The organism is Sporichthya brevicatena (assembly GCF_039525035.1).
GTDB classification, from domain to species: Bacteria; Actinomycetota; Actinomycetes; order Sporichthyales; family Sporichthyaceae; genus Sporichthya; species Sporichthya brevicatena.
The window spans coordinates 156,689-173,603 of sequence record NZ_BAAAHE010000008.1; the positions used below are offsets into that span (position 1 = coordinate 156,689).

Genomic DNA, 16,915 nt, shown 5'->3' on the forward strand with positions numbered 1-16,915 from the left:
TGGCTCGTTCGTGATCGCTACGACAAATCCGAGGGGTATCGTCGATCCGTGCTGGATCCGCGGCTGATCAAGGAAAGCTTCGAAGCGGTCGAGCCGGTCGCCGACAAGGTCGCCGGGTACTTCTACGCGCGCCTGTTCATCGAGAACCCCGGCGTCCGCGAGATGTTCCCGCCCTACATGGACATCCAGCGCGACCGCCTCCTCGGCGCGATCATCCGCATCGTCCAGGGCATCGACCGGCCCGAGTTCCTCACCAACTTCCTCGAGCAGCTCGGCCGCGACCACCGCAAGTTCGGTGCGAAGCCGGCCCACTACGAGGCCGTCGGCCGCGCCCTGATCGCCGCGCTCAAGCGCTACGCCGGTGACGCCTGGACCCCCGAGGTCGAGGCCGCCTGGGTCGCCGCCTACAGCGTCGCCGCCGAGGCGATGATCGAGGCCTCCCGTCGCGCCGCGCTCGACACCCCGGACTGGTGGCTCGCCGAGATCGTCGCCCACGAGCAGCGCTCGAGCGACGTCGCCGTTCTGTGGCTCAAGCCCGACCAGCCCTACCCGTACGAGGCCGGCCAGTACGTCTCGGTCGAGACCCCGTGGTGGCCCCGCGTCTGGCGCAACTACTCGATGGCCAACGCGCCCCGCAAGGACGGCCTGATCGAGCTCCACGTCCACGGCGTCGACGCCGGGTGGGTCAGCCAGGCCCTGGTCAACAAGGCCCGCCTCGGCGACGTCGTCCGGCTCGGCCACTCGACCGGCACGATGGTCGCCGACCGGACCTCCACGCGTGACCTCGTCTGCATCGCCGGCGGCACCGGCCTCGCCCCGATGAAGGCGATCATCGAGGACATGGCCCGGTGGAACTGGTACCGCCGCGTCCACCTCTTCTTCGGCGCCCGCCGCCCCGAGGGGCTCTACGACCTCCCCGCCATGCAGGCCCTCGCCGCCGAGAACAGCTGGCTCAACGTCGTCCCCGCCGTCTCCCACGACGACCGGTACGACGGCGAGCAGGGCCTGATCGGCGACGTCGCCCTCGCCCACGGCGACTGGACCGACCACGACGTCTTCGTCGCCGGCTCTCCGGACATGGTCCGCGGCACCATCGACCGCCTCCTCGCCCGCGGCATCTCCGTCTCCCGGGTCAAGTTCGACACCTTCGGCGACATCCGGTACTGAGACATTGGCGCGCTCCGCGCGCGTCGCGTTCGCGGGGGCGGGCGTGGGCCGCTTGGTCTCGGCTCCTCCGGTCGCGAGCGCCTGACGTCGGCGGGGCTTCCGGTCCGGAGCGCTCGCTCCCTCCGTCGCCTCGACCGGCGCGCCCACGGCCGCCCGCCGCTCGCCGCTTGCCGAAACGCGGACCGGCGCGGCCCCCCGGAGGAGGGGACCGCGCCGGTGACCGAGTGCTGGCTGATCTACAGGGCGTCGGCGTTGACGTTGTCGCCCCACCAGGTGATGGTGGCGAAGCGGGCGCCGAAGTTCTGGCCGATCGTGCCGGCGCGGGCGGCGAAGCCCAGGTTGCCGGCCGCCGCGGGGGCGGTGATCGTCGTCAGGCCGTTGTCCTGGTCCGCGTAGACCTGCGGGGACAGGATCTGCAGGCCCGCCGGGCCGAGGGCCGAGGCCGACTGCGAGAACGAGGCCGACTGGCTGTTGAACTGGTCGACGAGCTCGCTCGCCGGGACCGCGGAGCCGAAGAACGTCACGCCGTCGCTCGCGAAGGCGCTGTTGCTCGCCGAGGAGTCGAAGAAGGACATCCGGTAGGTGACCTTCGGCTCCTGGCTGGGCACGTGCGTGACCTGCATCAGCGAGGTGATCGTGTCGAACGCGCCGTTGATGCCGGTGATGTAGGCGCGGCCGGTGCTCGTGTAGATGCCCGTCGCCGGGTCGACCTGCGAGGTCACCGAGCTGCCCGCGATCCGGACGCCGGAGGCGTTGATCGTGTCGCCGGTGCCGGAGCCGCCGAAGAAGTCCGGGTTGCACTTCGAGGTCCACAGCGGGCCGTTGCCGTTCGCCGGGAACTGCGGCTTCCGGTCGGACGACGCCCCACCCGCGGCCTCGCCGGCCGGGCGGAACTCACGGTGGATGGTCGGGTTGTCGTACGGGCTGGCGTCGGTGGCGGTCTGGCCCTCGCCGATCGGCGCGGCACCGCCCTTGAGGACGCCCTCTTCGAGAATGTCGTCCAGCCAGTAGCCCGCGCCGTCCGCGATGCAGCGCGGAGACTGCTCCTGGATGTCCTTGACCAGCGCCACACGGGCGTAACCCAGGTTCTGCGGGAGCTGGCGGGGGATCTCGGCGTACCACTCGATGGCGCCGGAGCGCATCGCCTGGTTGTAGCCGATCTGGTTGATGTCGAACTTGGGCTTCTTGGCCGTTTCCGCCGCGGCGGCGGGGGTAGCGAGCACCCCACCCGTCAGAGCGAGCGTGGCGGCGACAGCGAGACCCGGGACAAGGCTGCTGCGAAGGGACTTGGGCACTGGAGAACTCCTGCGGGTGTGATCCGTGCGTGGGGATGTAGGACCTGATCGCACTATCGGCCCGAATTGCGGGGACGTTTCACACCGTAGCGGGAAGGCCGATTCTGTAACCGCACGGTGACTGTTCGTGAGCACGAGGCGCCCTGGGGGTTCGGGACACATCCGTGCTCTACGAACATCAACGTCGATATCGGGCGGGCGTCACGCGGCGCAGGCTGTGGATTCACTAAGAGACACGCCCGACCGCGCGCCCGGGGGCGCCCCGTGAACGCGAGAGCCTCGCCACAACGTGAGCGTGAGCGCCGGAGCCGCCGCACCGTTCGGTAACCCGGGGTGCGTAGCATTCCGGCGGCAGGTCCCCTTCTCGATCCGGACCGGAGTTCCCCGTGAAGTTTCGCGTCACCCCCCGGGCGAACGCGTTCTACGACATGTTCGCGGCCTCGGCGGCGAACCTGCTGGTCGGCGTGAAGATCCTGACCGAGCTCCTGGGCTCCAGCCCGGAGGAGCGGGCCGCGATCGGTGATCGCATGAAGGTCGCCGAGCACGCGAGCGACGAGATCACCCACGCGATCATGAACGAGGTCAACTCCTCGTTCATCACGCCGTTCGACCGCGAGGACATCTACCGCCTCGCCTCCAGCCTCGACGACGTCATGGACGCCATGGAGGCGGCCGTCGACCTCGTGGTGCTCTACAACATCGTCGAGCTGCCGGCCGGCCTGGCCGACCAGGTCGAGATGCTGGAGCGCGCGGCCGAGGTGACGGCCGAGGCGATGCCCCGCCTCAAGGTGATGAAGAACCTGCGTGAGTACTGGATCGAGATCAACCGCCTGGAGAACACGGGTGACGCGATCTACCGCCGGCTGCTCGCGAAGCTCTACAGCGGTGAGTACGACGCACTGATGGTCCTCAAGCTCAAGGAGGTCGTCGACCAGCTCGAGGCGGCCGCGGACGCGTTCGAGAACGTGGCCAACACCGTCGAGAGCATCGCCGTCAAGGAGTCCTGACCCGGTGGAGGACGTCACGACGGTCTGCGTCGTCCTGTTCGCGCTGGGCTTCGGCTACACCAACGGGTTCCACGACTCCGCGAACGCGATCGCGACCTCGATCTCCACGCGCGCCCTCACCCCGCGCGTCGCCCTGCTCATGGCCGCGACCATGAACTTTCTCGGTGCGTTCCTCGGGACGCAGGTGGCGAGCACCGTCGGCAAGGGCATCATCGCCACGCCCGAGGGCCAGCACGGCCTCGTCGTCGTGCTCGGGGCGTTGGTCGGCGCGATCGCCTGGAACCTGATCACCTGGTACTTCGGGCTGCCGAGCTCGTCGTCCCACGCCCTGTTCGGCGGCCTGATCGGCGCGGCCCTCGCCGGCGGGATCGACGTCAAATGGGGCGGGATCCGGGACAAGATCCTCATCCCGATGGTCGTCTCGCCGGTGTTCGGCTTCTTCGCGGCCTTCGCGCTGATGACCGCGATCCTCTGGATCTTCCGCAAGGGGAAGCCGAACCCGCTCAACCGCGGCTTCCGGGTCGCCCAGACGGTGTCGGCCACCGCGATGGCGCTCGGGCACGGTATCCAGGACGTCCAGAAGACGATGGGCGTCATCTTCCTGGCCCTGCTGACGACGAATCACGTCGACGCCGACGGCGGGATCCCGATCTGGGTGACCGTGTCCTCGGCCGCCGCGATCTCGCTCGGCACCTACGCCGGCGGCTGGCGCATCATGCGGACGCTTGGCCGCCGGATCATCGACCTCGACCCGCCCCGTGGCTTCGCCTCCGAGACCGTCGCCGCCGGCGTGCTCTACACGACCGCGTACGTCTACGCGGCGCCGATCTCGACGACGCACACCATCACCTCGGCGGTCATGGGCGCCGGCGCGACCAAGCGGGTCTCCGCGGTCCGCTGGGGCGTCGCCGGGAACATCGTGCTGGCGTGGGTCTTCACGATCCCCGCCGCCGGCGTCGTCGCGGCCTGCTCGTACTACCTGCTCAACCCCGTCCTGGGTTAGCCAAAGCGTCCCGAGATGTAGTCCTCGGTGGCCTGCTGGCTCGGGGTGGAGAAGACCTTCGTGGTCGGGCCGACCTCGATCAGCTTGCCGGGCTTGCCGGTGCCGGCGATGTTGAAGAACGCGCAGCTGTCGCTGACCCGGGCGGCCTGCTGCATGTTGTGCGTGACGATGACGATCGTGTAGTTCGCCTTGAGCTCGGAGATGAGCTCCTCGATCGCGAGGGTGGAGATCGGGTCGAGGGCGGAGCACGGCTCGTCCATGAGCAGCACCTCGGGCTGCACGGCGATGGCGCGGGCGATGCACAGCCGCTGCTGCTGCCCGCCGGAGAGCCCGGCGCCTGGCTTGTCCAGACGGTCCTTGACCTCGTTCCAGAGGTTCGCCCCGCGCAACGACCGCTCGACGACGTCGTCGACGGTGGCCTTATTCATCCGCTTGCCGTTGAGCTTCAGACCCGCGGCGACGTTCTCCCGGATCGACATCGTGGGGAACGGGTTCGGCTTCTGGAACACCATGCCGACCGACGCGCGGACGCGGACGGGGTCCACCTCGGGGGCGTAGAGGTCCTGGCCGTCGATGACGACCCGGCCCTGCACCCGGGCGCCGGGAATGACCTCGTGCATGCGGTTCAGCGACCGCAGGAACGTGGACTTGCCGCACCCGGACGGGCCGATGAAGGCGGTGACCGAGCGCGCCTCGATGGACATCGAGACGTCCTCCACGGCGAGGAAGTCCCGGTAGTAGATGTTCAGCCGTTCCACGTCGATCTGCTTGGCCACGGGGAGTCCTCTCAGGGGGTCTTCGGCGCGAACACGCGGGCGATCAGCCGGCCCAGCAGGTTCAGCGTCAGCACGATCAGGATCAGGATCAGCGCGGCGGTCCACGCGCGGTCGAGGTAAGCCTCGCGGTTGACGCCCGGGTTGGCGTACTGCGTGTAGGCGAACACCGGCAAGGTGGCCATGCGCTCGTCGAACGGGTTGAGGTTCACACCGGTCGTGATGCCGACGGTGATGAGGAGCGGCGCCGTCTCCCCGACGATGCGGGCGATCGCGAGCGTGACGCCGGCTGCGATGCCACCGAGGGCCGTGGGGAGGACGACCTTGAGGATCGTCCGCCACGGCGGCACGCCCAACGCCAGGGACGCCTCGCGCAGTTCGTTGGGGACGATCTTGAGCATCTCCTCGGTCGTGCGCACCACGACCGGGATCATCAGCACCGACAGGGCCACGGCGCCCACGATGCCCATGCGTACGCCGGGGCCGACGATCATCGCGAACAGCGAGTAGGCGAACAGACCGGCGACGATCGACGGGATCCCGGTCATGACATCGACGAAGAACGTCAGGGCCTTCGAGAGCCGGTCGCCCCGGCCGTACTCGACGAGGTAGACGGCGGCCAGCAGCCCGATCGGGATGGAGATCAGGCACGCGAGCGCAGTGATGATCAGCGTGCCCTGGACGGCGTGCGCGGCCCCGCCCCCGGCGCCCACGACGCCGCGCATCGAGTCGGTGAAGAACGCGCCGTCGAACCGGTCGGAGCCGTTCTTGGCGACGGTCCAGCCCACCGAGGCGAGGGGGATCAGCGCGAGACCGAACGCGGAGGTGACGACGGCGGTGACGAGGCGGTCGAGCGCGTACCGCGGACCCTCGACCGACCGTGACCAGGCGTAGAGGAAGGCCGCCGAGGACACCAGCACCGCGAGGACGACGAGCCCGGGGGAGACCCCCGACGGCAGCGCGGCCGCCCCGCCGGCGGCGAACCCGGCCGGCACCGCCCAGCCCGCGGCCCGGGGCAGTCGTTGCCCGGTGATGCTCCGGCCGGGCCCTGCCGGAGGCGTCGGCGTCGTCGGTTCCGTCGGTTCCGTCGGCGCCGTCGCGACGGGGATCGGGACCGGAGGCAGCAGGGTCGTCGTCATCAGTCGGCTCCCGAGAACTCGCGCCGCCGGTTGACGATCGCCCGCGCGACGACGTTGACGGCCAGGGTGATCGCGAACAGCACGAGACCGCTCGCGATGAGGGCGTGAACCTTGACGCCGCTGGACTCGGGGAAGTCGAGCGCGATGTTCGCGGCGATCGTCCCGGAGTTCTCCCGGCTGATCAGGTCGAACGTGACCGCGCCGGAGGCCGACAGGATGATGGCGACCGCCATCGTCTCCCCGAGCGCGCGGCCGAGGCCGAGCATCGCGCCGCTGACGATGCCGGAGCGGCCGAACGGCAGCACCGTCATGCGGATTATCTCCCAGCGCGTGGCGCCGAGCGCCAGCGCGGCCTCCTGGTGCAGCGCCGGGGTCTGCTTGAAGACCTCGCGGGCGACGGCGGTGACGACCGGCAGGATCATCACGCCGAGCACGATCCCGACGACGAGCATCGTGCGCCCGGTCGAGGTCGCAGGTCCGTCGAAGAACGGGAGGAATCCGAGGTTGTTCTCCAGCCACCGCGACAGGCCCACCGACGTCGGCGCCAGGACGGCAATGCCCCAGAGGCCGTAGATGATGCTCGGCACCGCGGCGAGCAGGTCGATCGTCAGGCCCAGCGGTCCGGCGAGCCGCCGCGGCGCGTAGTGCGTGATGTAGAGCGCGATCGCGACGGCCATCGGCGCGGCGAGGAGCACCGCGATCGTCGCGCCGAGGACCGTGCCGAAGGCGAGCGGTGCGATCCACGCGAGCAGGTTCTTCCGGTCCGGCAGATCGGCCCGGTCGGCGGTGAACGCCGGCCACGCCTCCAGGATCAGGAAGAGCGCGACGCCGGCGAGGACGACGAGGATCGTCACTCCGGCCGCGGTCGCGGCGCCCCGGAACGCGCGGTCGCCGAGGCGAACCGGGGGCCGGCTCACCTGAAGGGTGCTCACTTCAGGCGGATCGCGTCGACGGCGGCCGAGAACTCGGTGCGCTGCGCCGCTGACAGCGGCGCCGAGCCGGCGGCCTCCTGGGCGGTCCGCTGACCCTCCTCGCTGAGGATCCAGCCGAGGAACGCCCTCACCAGATCGACGTCGCTCTGGGCGCCGTACCGGGTGCACGCGAGCGCGTACGAGACGAGGACGACCGGGTAGGTCCCGGCGGCGTCGGTGGCGCGGTCGAGCTCGTAGACGAAGCCGAACTCGCCCTGATCGGCGATGCGCTCGGAGGCACCGAGGATCGAGGCGGCGGCCTCGGGGGACGGACCGACGAAGCTCTCGCCGACGGCGACCTTGACCGTCCCGAGGTTGCCGGCCTGGCTGGCGTCGGCGTAGCCGATGGTCCCGTCGCCGGCCTGAATCGCGCCGACGACGCCGGACGTGCCCTGGGCGGCCTCGCCGCCGGGGACGGGCCAGTCGCCGCTCGGTTCGTGCGGCCAGGCGTCGGGCGCGGCGGCCTTGAGGTACTCGGTGAAGTTCTCGGTCGTGCCCGACTCGTCCGAGCGGTTGACCGGGGTGATCTCCAGGTCGGGCAGGTTCACGCCGGGGTTGTCGGCGGTGATCGCCGCGTCGTTCCACCGGGTGATCTTCTGGTCGAAGATCTTCGCGACCGTGTCCGGCCGAAGGTTCAGTTCCGTGACGCCGTCGAGGTTGAACGCGATGGCGATCGGCGAGACGTAGACGGGGATCTGGATCACGTCGACGCACACGCTCTTCGCCTTGGCGAGTTCGTCGGCCTTGAGCGGGGCGTCGCTGCCGGCGAAGCGGATCGCGCCGGCGGAGAACTGCTCGCGACCGGCGCCGGAGCCGGTCGGCTCGTAGTTGACCGTGACGCCGGAGTGCTGGGCGGTGAAGGCGGCGATCCAGGCCTCCATGGCGGCGGCCTGCGAGCTCGCGCCCGCGCCGGAGACGGTGCCGGACAGGCCGGTGTTGCCCGTCGGGGTCAGGGTGTTCTCGTCGTCGCCGCAGGCGGCGAGGCCGGCGCACAGGGCGGTGGCGACGACGGCCGCGGCCAGCCGGCGCGGCGTGCGAAGGATCATCGAAGTCCTCTGGTTCTCCTCGTGTCCGCGCGCGGGCGGACGGGCGGCGTGGTGCGGGCCGGCAGGCCCGCGCCGCTCCCCAGAGAACGTGGACGGGGTGAACGCACGGTGAACCTCAGGTGCCCGGCGGGGAGGGCCCTGCGTTAACTGTTCGAGGTCACACTCAGTCCGTGTCGGCGCGACGGCGCGACTTGGCCCGGATCAGGTGTTCCTGCAGGTCGGTCAGGTCCGACCCGTCGGCCGCCCGGTGGTGCCGGGTCCAGGTGCCGTCCTGGTCCAGCCACCAGGCGGCGGTGGTGTCCGCGAACGCGAGGTCCATCAGGTCCGTCAGTTCGCGGATGTGGTCGGTGCTGGACAGCCGCACCAGCGCCTCGACACGACGGTCGAGGTTACGGTGCATCAGATCCGCGCTGCCGATCCAGACCTGGGGCTCGCCACCGTTGGCGAACCAGAAGATCCGGGAGTGTTCGAGGAAGCGGCCGAGGATGCTGCGGACACGGATGGTCTCCGACATCCCGGGGACGCCGGGACGCAGCGCACAGATGCCGCGCGTCCAGATGTCGACGGGCACCCCGGCGGCCGAGGCGCGGTAGAGCGCCTCGATCGTGGCCTCGTCGACGATCGAGTTCACCTTGAACCGGATCCGGGCCTCGCGGCCGGCGCGGTGGTTGTCGATCTCGTGCTCGATCCGGGCGACGATCCCGCTGCGCACCGAGTGCGGTGCGACCAGCAGTCGCCGGAACGACGTGCCGCGGGCGTAGCCCGAGAGTTGGTTGAACAGGTTCGCGACGTCCTCGCCCACCACGGGGTCGGCGGTGAGCAGACCGAAGTCCTCGTACCCGCGCGCCGTCTTCGGGTTGTAGTTCCCGGTCCCGATGTGGCAGTAGCGGCGCAGCCGCTCGCCCTCCTCGCGCACCACGAGCGCGAGCTTGCAGTGGGTCTTGAGGCCGACCTGGCCGTAGACGACGTGGCAGCCGGCCTGCTCCAGCTTGCGGGCCCACGTGATGTTGGCCTGCTCGTCGAACCGTGCCTTGAGTTCGACGAGGACCACGACCTGCTTGCCGGCCTCGGCGGCGTCGATCAGGGCGTCGACGATCGGAGAGTCACCACTGGTCCGGTACAGCGTCTGCTTGATCGCGAGGACGTGCGGGTCCGCGGCTGCCTGCTCGATGAACGCTTGGACGCTGGTCGAGAACGAGTCGTACGGGTGGTGCAGCAGGACGTCCCGGGCGCGGACGGCGGCGAACACGTCGGCCGCCTTCGCGCTCTCGACGGCCGCGAGGTGCGGGTGCGTGGTCGGCACGAACGTCGGGAAGTGCAGGTCGGCGCGGGGGATGTCGGCGATCGCGTGCAACCCGGACAGGTCGAGCGGACCGGGCGAGGCGACGACCTCCGAGGGGCTGATGCCGAGCTCGCGCACGAGCAGGTCGAGAGCGTCCTCGTCGATGCTCGCGTCGACCTCGAGCCGGACGGGCGGCCCGAACCGACGCCGCATCAGTTCGCGCTCGATCGCCTGCAGGAGGTTCTCGGCGTCGTCCTCCTCGACCTCGAAGTCCTCGTTGCGTGTCACCCGGAACGCGTGGTGGGCCTCGATGACCATGCCGGGGAAGAGCTCCTGCAGGTGCGCCGAGATCAGGTCCTCGAGCGGGACGAACCGCGAGTCCGAGGCCGCGACGAACCGGGGCAGCAGCGGCGGCACCTTCACCCGCGCGAAGTTCTCGCGGTCGGTGGCCGGGTTGCGCACCACGACCGCGAGGTTGAGCGAGAGCCCGGAGATGTAGGGGAACGGGTGCGCCGGGTCGACGGCGAGGGGCGTCAGGACCGGGAACACCTTGTCCCGGAACAGCCCGTGGAGGGTGTTCTGCTCCTCGTCGGTGAGCTCGTCCCAGCGCAGGATGTTGATGTTCTCGTCGGCCAGGCGAACCAGCAGGTCGCGGCGGAAGCACCGGGCCGCGCGCTGGGCGAGCTCGCCGGACCGGGCCCAGATCTGCTCGAGGATCTCCAGCGGCGCGAGCCCGCTGGTGGAGGTGACGGCGACCCCGGCCGCGATGCGGCGCTTGAGCCCGGCGACGCGGACCATGAAGAACTCGTCGAGGTTCGAGGCGAAGATCGCGAGGAAGCGGACGCGCTCCAGCAGCGGGAGGGTCTGGTCCTCCGCGAGCTCCAGGACCCGGGAGTTGAACTCCAGCCAGCTCGCCTCGCGGTCGAGGAACGCCTCGGGACCGAGTTCGAGCTCGTCGGGCGGCGGGGGCGGCACGCTGCGCAGCGCGCCGGACGAGGGTCCCGAGGCCGAGGCGGCAGTCACGGACATAGCGTCACACGGTTTCGGCGGCTGCGTACATCACGCTCACGGCCTCGGTGCGGAACCCGAGGCGGGTGTAGACGGCGACGGCGGAGGTGTTGTCGGCGTCGACGTACAGCAGGACCGATCCCAGGCTCTGGTCGGCGAGGTGGCGCAGCCCGATCCGGGACAGCGACCGGCCGAGCCCGTTGCCCTGCTCGCCGGGGTCGACGCCGAGGACGTAGATCTCCCCGGCGGCCGGCTCCGCGCCCGCGGCCGGGTGGATCTTCGTCCAGTGGAAGCCGACGAGCCGGACGCCACCGGGTTCGCTGCGTTCGGCCAGGAAGAACCCGGCGGCCGAGAACCAGTCGGTGGCGATCCGGGCGTCGAGGTCGGCGCGGGTCAGCCGGCCCTGCTCGCCGTGGGCGGCGAACGCGGTCGCGTTCAGGGCGAGCCAGGCGTCCTCGTCGCGGCCGACCTCGAACGTCCGGACCCGCACGCCGTCGGGCAGCGGCACGGGGCCGGGCGGGTCGGCGTCCGGGTCGAGCGGGAGCGGACGGCGCATCCGCCACAGTTCTCGGACCGGCGTGAGGCCGACCGCGGCGGCCAGGGGCCCCGCGGCGGGATGCGGCCCGTGCGCCCAGACCCGCAGCGCGGGGGCGCCCGGCAGGGCCGTCAGCAGCGCGTGCCCGTGGCCGGCGCGCCGCGCGTCGGGGTGGACCGCGAGCTCGGTCGTGCCCGCGGCGTCGCGCTGGGCGTAGCCGACGACGCGGCCGGTCCCGTCGCGTCGCACCGCGTGCACGACGCCGGCGGCGTCCGCGCTCTGGGCCAGCACGAGACGGGTCTGCTCGGTGAACGGCTCACGCCCGTCGACGGCCCCGGCCGCGGCCGCGAGGTCCGCGATCGCGGCGCGGGTGGCGGCGTCCGGGGGTCCGAGTTCGGTGGTTCCGGCCATGGGCCGTCACCCTAGATCGCCCGGGCGAGCCCGGGTGTTCAGGAGGGCCCGCCGCCCCCACGCTGCTCGGGCGGGGCCACCGCGGTCCGGTCGGGCGCCGGGTCGGGGTCGTCGTCCCCGCCGTCGGAGTCGCCGGCCATGTCGAGGTCGAGGTCGGTGGGGATGTCGTTGCCGCGGCCCGAGGGCGAGTTCGGCACGACGAACCGGTACCCGACGTTGCGGACCGTCCCGATCAGCGACTCGTGCTCGCTGCCGAGCTTGGCCCGCAGGCGCCGGACGTGGACGTCGACGGTGCGGGTGCCCCCGAAGTAGTCGTAGCCCCAGACCTCCTGCAGCAACTGGGCGCGGGTGAACACGCGGCCCGGGTGTTGGGCCAGGAACTTCAGGAGCTCGAACTCCTTGAACGTGAGGTCGAGGAACCGGTTGCGGACCTTCGCCGTGTAGGTCGCCTCGTCGATGACGAGGTCGCCGCTGCGGATCTCGTCCGGCCCGTCGTCGGCCGCGGCGGCGGCGAGGCGGCCGATCGCGAGCCGCAGCCGGGCCTCCACCTCGGCCGGGCCGGCGGTGTTCAGCACGACGTCGTCCACGCCCCAGTCGGCGGTGGCGGCGGCGAGGCCGCCCTCGGTCGCGACGAGCAGGAGGGGGCAGTCGATCCCCGTGGTCCGGATCAGCCGGCACAGGCTGCGGACCTGGGGCAGGTCGCGGCGGCCGTCGATGAGCACGGCGTCCACGGGCGGGGTGTCGAGGAGGGCGCTGACCTCGGCGGGGGCGACCCGCACGTTGTGCAGCAGCAGGCCCAGGGCGGGCAGGACCTCGGCGGAGGGTTGCATCGAGTTCGACAGCAGCAGCAGGGTGCTCACCGGTGAGTGGCCTCCTCCGGGGCGGCGCTGTTACGCGCTGGTGACCGAGTTCAAGAATCCCACATCCGTGGGGCGCCGTTGCCGCTGGAAGAGACCAGAGAACACGCTCCGTGTTTCGTCGGTGTGAACTGCGCCGTACTGCGTCTGTGGGGTGGCTCTCGCCGGAGCGGCCCGCGCCAGGCAGGATGGACAAATGGCACAGGGGACGATCCGCTACTGGGCCGCCGCGAAGGCGGCGGCCGGCACCGACAGTGAGCCGTACGACGCGGCGACGCTGGCGGAGGCGCTCGACGCCGCCCGCGCGGCCCACGGGCCGGACTTCGCGCGGGTGATCGGCGTCTGCTCGTTCGTGGTGGACTCCGACCCCGTCGGCACCCGGGACCACGCCGAGGTGAAGCTGCCCGAGGGCGGCGTCGTCGAGGTCCTGCCCCCGTTCGCCGGCGGGTGACCGGCCCCCTGCTCGCCGTCGTCGTCGCCGCCGTCGGCGCCGGCGCCTCGCTGCTCGGCCAGACCGCGCTCGCGGTCGCCGTCCTGCTCGCCCAGATCCTGCTGGTCGTCGGCTGGTTCGCGATCGTCGACGTCCCCGGCAAGGAGGTCGGGGCACTGCTCGCGATCGGGTCGGGCGCGGCGGCGGACGCCGCGATGCTCGAACGCGGTTCGGACATCTCGCTCGGTCCGCTGGCCGGGGTGCTCGGCCCGGCGCTCGTCCTGGCCCTGATCCACCAGTTCACGCGCAAGGACAAGAAGGGCCGCGTCACCGCGTCCCTGACCGCGATCCTGATGGCGATCACGCTGTCGGTGGTCGCCGCGGCCCTGGTCGCCGAGCGCGCCGCCACCCACGGGGAGGCGGTGACGATCACGGCGATCGTGGCCGCGGGCGCGGCGTCGGCCGTCGTCGCGTCGCCGCTGGCGGCCGCGGTCGCCGACCCGCTGGCCCTCGCCGTCGGAACCGCAGCGGGGGCGGGCGCCGGCTTCGCCGTCGGGGACATGGACGCGGGCTACACGCTCGGCATCGCCGCCGGGGCCGCGGTGCTCGCGGTGATGGGCCGGCGTGCCGCCACGTTCACCGCCTACGACGTCGCCGCCGAGGCCGCGCGCGCCGCCGCCGGTGCTCCGGCCGCTACCGGTCGCGCCGCGGGCCGGCAGGCCCGCCGCCAGGCCGCCCGGCAGGCCCGCCGCTCGGGGGAGGCGGTCCTGGTGATGGGATCCGCGCTCCCGTTGGTCCTCGCCGCCCCTGCCGCGTACGTACTCGGCCGCCTGCTGGTGGGATAGCCCGATGTTCCGTCCCCGGTTCTGGCTCGTCAGCGCCGTCGTCCTCGTCGTGCTCCTGCTCGTCGCGGACCGCGGCGGGCAGTACGTCGTGCAGAAGATCGTCGCCGGCCAGATTCAGTCCAGCCTGTCGACGCCGGACGAGCCGTCGGTCGACATCAAGGGCTTCCCGTTCCTGCCGCAGCTGATCAGCCAGAAGTTCGACGACGTCGATGTCGACATCCGCGACGCCGACGCCGGTCAGATCCGCGTCGAGCGCATCAGTGCGGTCCTGACGGGCGTTCAGCGCAAGGGCTCCGGGGCGCACGTCGACTCGCTGTCGGGTGGTGGGCGCATCTCGTACGCGGCCGCGTCCGAGGCCGCGGGTGGCTACCGGGTGTCCTACGGCGGCAACAACCTGGTGAAGATCAGCGGGGACGTCCGGATCGCCGGGCAGACGCGCACCGCGTCGGCGACCGGGAAGCCCCGGATCGTCGGCAACGAACTGCTGATCCGCCCGGAACAGGTCAGCGTCGACGGTGTGGCGGCGCCCGTGTCCGGGCTGATCCCGGACATCCGTTACCCCCTGCGCGAGATCCCCAAGGGTCTGAACATCCGGATCAAGCCGACCGAGGCCGGCATCGAGTTCAGCTTCGACGGCGAGGACCTGCAGCTCTCCAGCGAGGACTTCACCGGGGCCTGGGGGCTCTGGGGGCCCGTGCGCGAGGTCACGTCCGCACCCGGCCGCGTCCGTACGTAGCATGGACCCTGTGTGCCGGCCTGCAGTTCTGACCAAACGGCGCGCGGTCGACCTGTGCCGCGTGGCCACGTGCTTGTGTCTCTGCGCCTGACGCCGCCTCCGTTCTCTTCTCGCGCTCACCACATCGCGCGCCGATTCGCTCTGGCGCGCTGCCGCGACATTTCCTGCATTCCGCTGTGGAAGGACATCTGCCATGAGCCGCGCTGACGCGCTCGTCGACGCCGACTGGGTCGAGGCCCGGATCGACGACCCCAACGTCGTGATCGTCGAGGTCGACGAGGACACCGCCGCCTACGACAAGGGCCACATCCGTAACGCCGTCCGGATCGACTGGAAGGACGACCTCCAGGACCCGGTCCGCCGCGACTTCGTGAACAAGGAGCAGTTCGAGAAGCTGCTCTCCGAGCGGGGCATCGGCAACGAGCACACCGTCGTCCTGTACGGCGGCAACAACAACTGGTTCGCCGCTTACGCGTACTGGTACTTCAAGCTTTACGGCCACGCGGACGTGAAGCTCCTCGACGGTGGGCGCAAGAAGTGGGAGCTGGACTCCCGCGAGCTCGTCACCGAGGTGCCGACCCGTCCGGCGACGCAGTACCGGGCGAAGGAGCAGGACCCGGCCATCCGTGCGTACCGGGACGACGCGGTGAACGCGATCGGGACGCTGAACCTCATCGACGTCCGGTCGCCGGACGAGTACGCGGGGCGCATCCTCGCCCCGGCGCACCTGCCCCAGGAGGGTTCGCAGCGCCCGGGTCACATCCCGACGGCGGTGAACGTCCCGTGGTCGAAGACCGCGAACGACGACGGCAGCTTCCGGTCCGACGACGAGCTGCGCACGCTCTACGGCGACGCGGGCCTGGACTTCAGCAAGGACACCGTCGTCTACTGCCGCATCGGCGAGCGCTCGGCCCACACGTGGTTCGTCCTGCACGAGCTCCTCGGGCAGACCAGCGTCCGCAACTACGACGGCTCCTGGACCGAGTACGGCGCGCTCGTCGGCGTCCCGATCGCGCTCGGCGACGAGCCGGGCGGCCCGGACGGAGGGGTGTCCTGATGTGCGGCGCGACCCCGGGCGGTCCGGCCCTGCCGGCCAACGTCGACGTCGGCAAGGAGGCGATCATCCAGGGGATCGTCACCCGCGACGGCATCGGCGTCCCGAACGCCTACGTCCGGCTCCTCGACCGCACCGGTGAGTTCACCGCCGAGGTCCCGACCTCGGCGACCGGCCAGTTCCGCTTCTTCGCGGGACCGGGGGACTGGACCCTGCGCACCCTCGCCCCCGGGGCCTCCGTCGACCGCGCGGTCGTCGCCACCCGGGGCGAGATCGCGGAGGTCGAGGTCGTCCTCTAAAACTCCCGGCTCTCCCACGAAAGCGCAGTTGCGTACGCGAAATCGCCAATCTTCCGTACGGGACTGCGCTTTCGTGCGTCCTCAGGTGGACGTGGGGTACGGGGGCGCGGGCGGCGGGTCTACGGGCGACGCCAACCGCGGCTGATGAGCGCGTCGCGGATGCGCTCGATCACGGTTGCCGGGCGGACCAGCAGGTCCATCTTCGTGACCTTGATCAGGATCCACCCGTGGACGCGGTAGAGCTCGTCGCGTTTGATGTCGCGACGCCACTGCCCCTCGTCGAGGTGGTGGTGATCCCCTTCGTACTCGATCGCGATCTTGAACTCGGCGAACTGCAGATCCGGTTCGGCGAACATCTCGCCGGCGTCGTCGAAGACGGGCTTGTTCACCAGCACCGGGCCGAGGAGGGCCGTGACGACGAGGAAGCGCAGCCGCGATTCCATCGGGGACTTCGACGCCGGATCGAGCAGCGGGAGCGCGGCGCGCGCGAGCTTGACGCCGCGGCGGCCGACTCCGGCTTCGACCGCCACCCGCAGGTCCGCGACACCGTTCTGGGCCCGACCTGCCAGTCCGTCACCCGCGATGACGAGGGAGAGCAGGTCGAGACGGGCGGCCAGGTCCAGGAACGTACGGCCCGGCGTCGTCACGCGCAGGCCGCGCAACCAACAGGAGTCGCCTTCGCCGAGAGTGAGAATGCGGTGGGCGACCACGCCCCCGATCCGCGGCTCGACGGGCTGCATCGTGCAGACGTGGATCAGCGGCTCGTCGGGCACCGGCACCCGGTACAGCGACGCGGCCGTGTAGTGGCTGAACACCGCATCTCGGGGCAGCCCGGCGCGCAGCGCCCCGCATCGCTGCCACAGGTTGTCGGGCACGTCGCTGGGGACCCACAACCCTCGCGCGACGCGGCGATGCCGCCGTCGGTCCTCCAGGTGACGCCGCTTCATCCCGGCGTCGAGCGCCTCTTTCCGTCGGAGGGCCTCGACGGGTTCCGGTGCCGGTTCACGAGGGATCCACATGGCGCGGAAGCGTCGCCGATTTCTCCGTTGCCCGCTCG

18 protein-coding genes are annotated in these 16,915 nt (G+C 71.2%); 9 read left to right on the forward strand and 9 right to left on the reverse strand.

Annotated features, from left to right (window positions below; genetic code table 11):
* The first annotated feature begins 48 nt into the window (after window positions 1-48).
* Window positions 49-1,167, forward strand: a complete 1,119-nt coding sequence (locus ABD401_RS05945; RefSeq protein WP_344602616.1) for a globin domain-containing protein — start codon at window positions 49-51, stop codon at window positions 1,165-1,167.
* 236 nt (window positions 1,168-1,403) lie between these two features.
* Here the strand turns inward: ABD401_RS05945 and ABD401_RS05950 are convergent, their stop codons facing one another.
* Window positions 1,404-2,462: a hypothetical protein gene (locus ABD401_RS05950; protein ID WP_344602618.1), complete on the reverse strand. Its 1,059-nt coding sequence runs from the start codon at window positions 2,460-2,462 to the stop codon at window positions 1,404-1,406.
* Window positions 2,463-2,848: 386 nt separating this feature from the next.
* On the opposite strand from ABD401_RS05950, the gene ABD401_RS05955 reads away from it, so the two are divergent.
* On the forward strand, window positions 2,849-3,469 hold the full coding sequence (locus ABD401_RS05955) for a DUF47 domain-containing protein (RefSeq protein ID WP_344602620.1): 621 nt from the start codon (window positions 2,849-2,851) through the stop codon (window positions 3,467-3,469).
* 4 nt (window positions 3,470-3,473) lie between these two features.
* Window positions 3,474-4,472, forward strand: a complete 999-nt coding sequence (locus ABD401_RS05960; RefSeq protein ID WP_344602622.1) for an inorganic phosphate transporter — start codon at window positions 3,474-3,476, stop codon at window positions 4,470-4,472.
* Here the strand turns inward: ABD401_RS05960 and pstB are convergent.
* The 7 genes from pstB to ABD401_RS05995 all read right to left on the reverse strand — a co-directional run bounded on the left by pstB (window position 4,469) and on the right by ABD401_RS05995 (window position 12,497).
* On the reverse strand, window positions 4,469-5,248 hold the full coding sequence (pstB, locus tag ABD401_RS05965) for a phosphate ABC transporter ATP-binding protein PstB (protein ID WP_344602624.1): 780 nt from the start codon (window positions 5,246-5,248) through the stop codon (window positions 4,469-4,471). The two genes, ABD401_RS05960 and pstB, sit on opposite strands and share 4 nt — an antisense overlap.
* Before the next feature lie 11 nt (window positions 5,249-5,259).
* Window positions 5,260-6,384 (reverse strand): phosphate ABC transporter permease PstA, encoded by a 1,125-nt coding sequence (gene pstA, locus ABD401_RS05970; protein ID WP_425566069.1) that lies wholly within the window; start codon window positions 6,382-6,384, stop codon window positions 5,260-5,262.
* Window positions 6,384-7,316 (reverse strand): phosphate ABC transporter permease subunit PstC, encoded by a 933-nt coding sequence (gene pstC, locus ABD401_RS05975; RefSeq protein ID WP_344602626.1) that lies wholly within the window; start codon window positions 7,314-7,316, stop codon window positions 6,384-6,386. The genes pstA and pstC overlap by 1 nt, the downstream gene beginning before the upstream one ends.
* The gene (pstS, locus tag ABD401_RS05980; protein ID WP_344602628.1) at window positions 7,313-8,401 is read right to left on the reverse strand and encodes a phosphate ABC transporter substrate-binding protein PstS; all 1,089 of its coding nucleotides are present in this window, start codon (window positions 8,399-8,401) and stop codon (window positions 7,313-7,315) included. Before pstS ends, pstC begins: the two co-directional genes overlap by 4 nt.
* A 163-nt stretch (window positions 8,402-8,564) precedes the next feature.
* Window positions 8,565-10,712 (reverse strand): RNA degradosome polyphosphate kinase, encoded by a 2,148-nt coding sequence (locus ABD401_RS05985; protein WP_344602630.1) that lies wholly within the window; start codon window positions 10,710-10,712, stop codon window positions 8,565-8,567.
* 4 nt (window positions 10,713-10,716) lie between these two features.
* Window positions 10,717-11,637, reverse strand: coding sequence for a mycothiol synthase (gene mshD, locus ABD401_RS05990; protein ID WP_344602632.1), 921 nt, complete (start codon window positions 11,635-11,637; stop codon window positions 10,717-10,719).
* Between the two features lie 38 nt (window positions 11,638-11,675).
* A complete protein-coding gene (locus ABD401_RS05995) occupies window positions 11,676-12,497 on the reverse strand; it encodes a winged helix-turn-helix transcriptional regulator (protein ID WP_344602634.1) in 822 nt (273 codons plus the stop codon).
* A gap of 193 nt (window positions 12,498-12,690) precedes the next feature.
* Here ABD401_RS05995 and ABD401_RS06000 point away from each other — a divergent pair, with 193 nt between their 5' ends.
* The 6 genes from ABD401_RS06000 (at window position 12,691) to ABD401_RS06020 (ending at window position 15,858) form a co-directional block, all read left to right on the forward strand.
* Window positions 12,691-12,945 carry a MoaD/ThiS family protein gene (locus ABD401_RS06000; RefSeq protein WP_019874754.1) on the forward strand — a complete coding sequence of 85 codons (255 nt, stop codon included), beginning with the start codon at window positions 12,691-12,693 and terminating at the stop codon, window positions 12,943-12,945.
* Complete coding sequence (locus ABD401_RS06005; RefSeq protein ID WP_344602636.1) at window positions 12,942-13,769, forward strand: hypothetical protein; 828 nt, start codon at window positions 12,942-12,944, stop codon at window positions 13,767-13,769. The genes ABD401_RS06000 and ABD401_RS06005 overlap by 4 nt, the downstream gene beginning before the upstream one ends.
* 4 nt (window positions 13,770-13,773) lie before the next feature.
* Complete coding sequence (locus tag ABD401_RS06010; RefSeq protein ID WP_344602638.1) at window positions 13,774-14,505, forward strand: LmeA family phospholipid-binding protein; 732 nt, start codon at window positions 13,774-13,776, stop codon at window positions 14,503-14,505.
* 1 nt (window position 14,506) lies between these two features.
* Entirely contained in the window at window positions 14,507-14,596 is a 90-nt protein-coding gene (locus tag ABD401_RS25070) for a putative leader peptide (RefSeq protein WP_425566070.1), read from the forward strand.
* Window positions 14,597-14,698: 102 nt separating this feature from the next.
* A complete protein-coding gene (locus tag ABD401_RS06015; RefSeq protein ID WP_344602640.1) occupies window positions 14,699-15,562 on the forward strand; it encodes a sulfurtransferase in 864 nt (287 codons plus the stop codon).
* Window positions 15,562-15,858 (forward strand): DUF1416 domain-containing protein, encoded by a 297-nt coding sequence (locus ABD401_RS06020; RefSeq protein ID WP_344602642.1) that lies wholly within the window; start codon window positions 15,562-15,564, stop codon window positions 15,856-15,858. Before ABD401_RS06015 ends, ABD401_RS06020 begins: the two co-directional genes overlap by 1 nt.
* Window positions 15,859-15,977: 119 nt before the next feature.
* On the opposite strand, the gene ABD401_RS06025 is transcribed toward ABD401_RS06020, so the two are convergent.
* Window positions 15,978-16,733, reverse strand: coding sequence for a hypothetical protein (locus ABD401_RS06025; RefSeq protein ID WP_344602644.1), 756 nt, complete (start codon window positions 16,731-16,733; stop codon window positions 15,978-15,980).
* Between the last annotated feature and the right edge of the window lie 182 nt (window positions 16,734-16,915).

Excerpts from the sequence above, each read along its gene's own strand:
- pstA (WP_425566069.1), bottom strand. The coding sequence starts at position 6,384 with ATGACGACGACCCTGCTGCCTCCGGTCCCGATCCCCGTCGCGACGGCG.
- pstS (WP_344602628.1), bottom strand. The coding sequence starts at position 8,401 with ATGATCCTTCGCACGCCGCGCCGGCTGGCCGCGGCCGTCGTCGCCACC.
- ABD401_RS05985 (WP_344602630.1), bottom strand. The coding sequence starts at position 10,712 with ATGTCCGTGACTGCCGCCTCGGCCTCGGGACCCTCGTCCGGCGCGCTG.
- mshD (WP_344602632.1), bottom strand. The coding sequence starts at position 11,637 with ATGGCCGGAACCACCGAACTCGGACCCCCGGACGCCGCCACCCGCGCC.
- ABD401_RS06000 (WP_019874754.1), top strand. The coding sequence starts at position 12,691 with ATGGCACAGGGGACGATCCGCTACTGGGCCGCCGCGAAGGCGGCGGCC.
- ABD401_RS06010 (WP_344602638.1), top strand. The coding sequence starts at position 13,774 with ATGTTCCGTCCCCGGTTCTGGCTCGTCAGCGCCGTCGTCCTCGTCGTG.
- ABD401_RS25070 (WP_425566070.1), top strand. The coding sequence starts at position 14,507 with ATGGACCCTGTGTGCCGGCCTGCAGTTCTGACCAAACGGCGCGCGGTC.
- ABD401_RS06015 (WP_344602640.1), top strand. The coding sequence starts at position 14,699 with ATGAGCCGCGCTGACGCGCTCGTCGACGCCGACTGGGTCGAGGCCCGG.
- ABD401_RS06020 (WP_344602642.1), top strand. The coding sequence starts at position 15,562 with ATGTGCGGCGCGACCCCGGGCGGTCCGGCCCTGCCGGCCAACGTCGAC.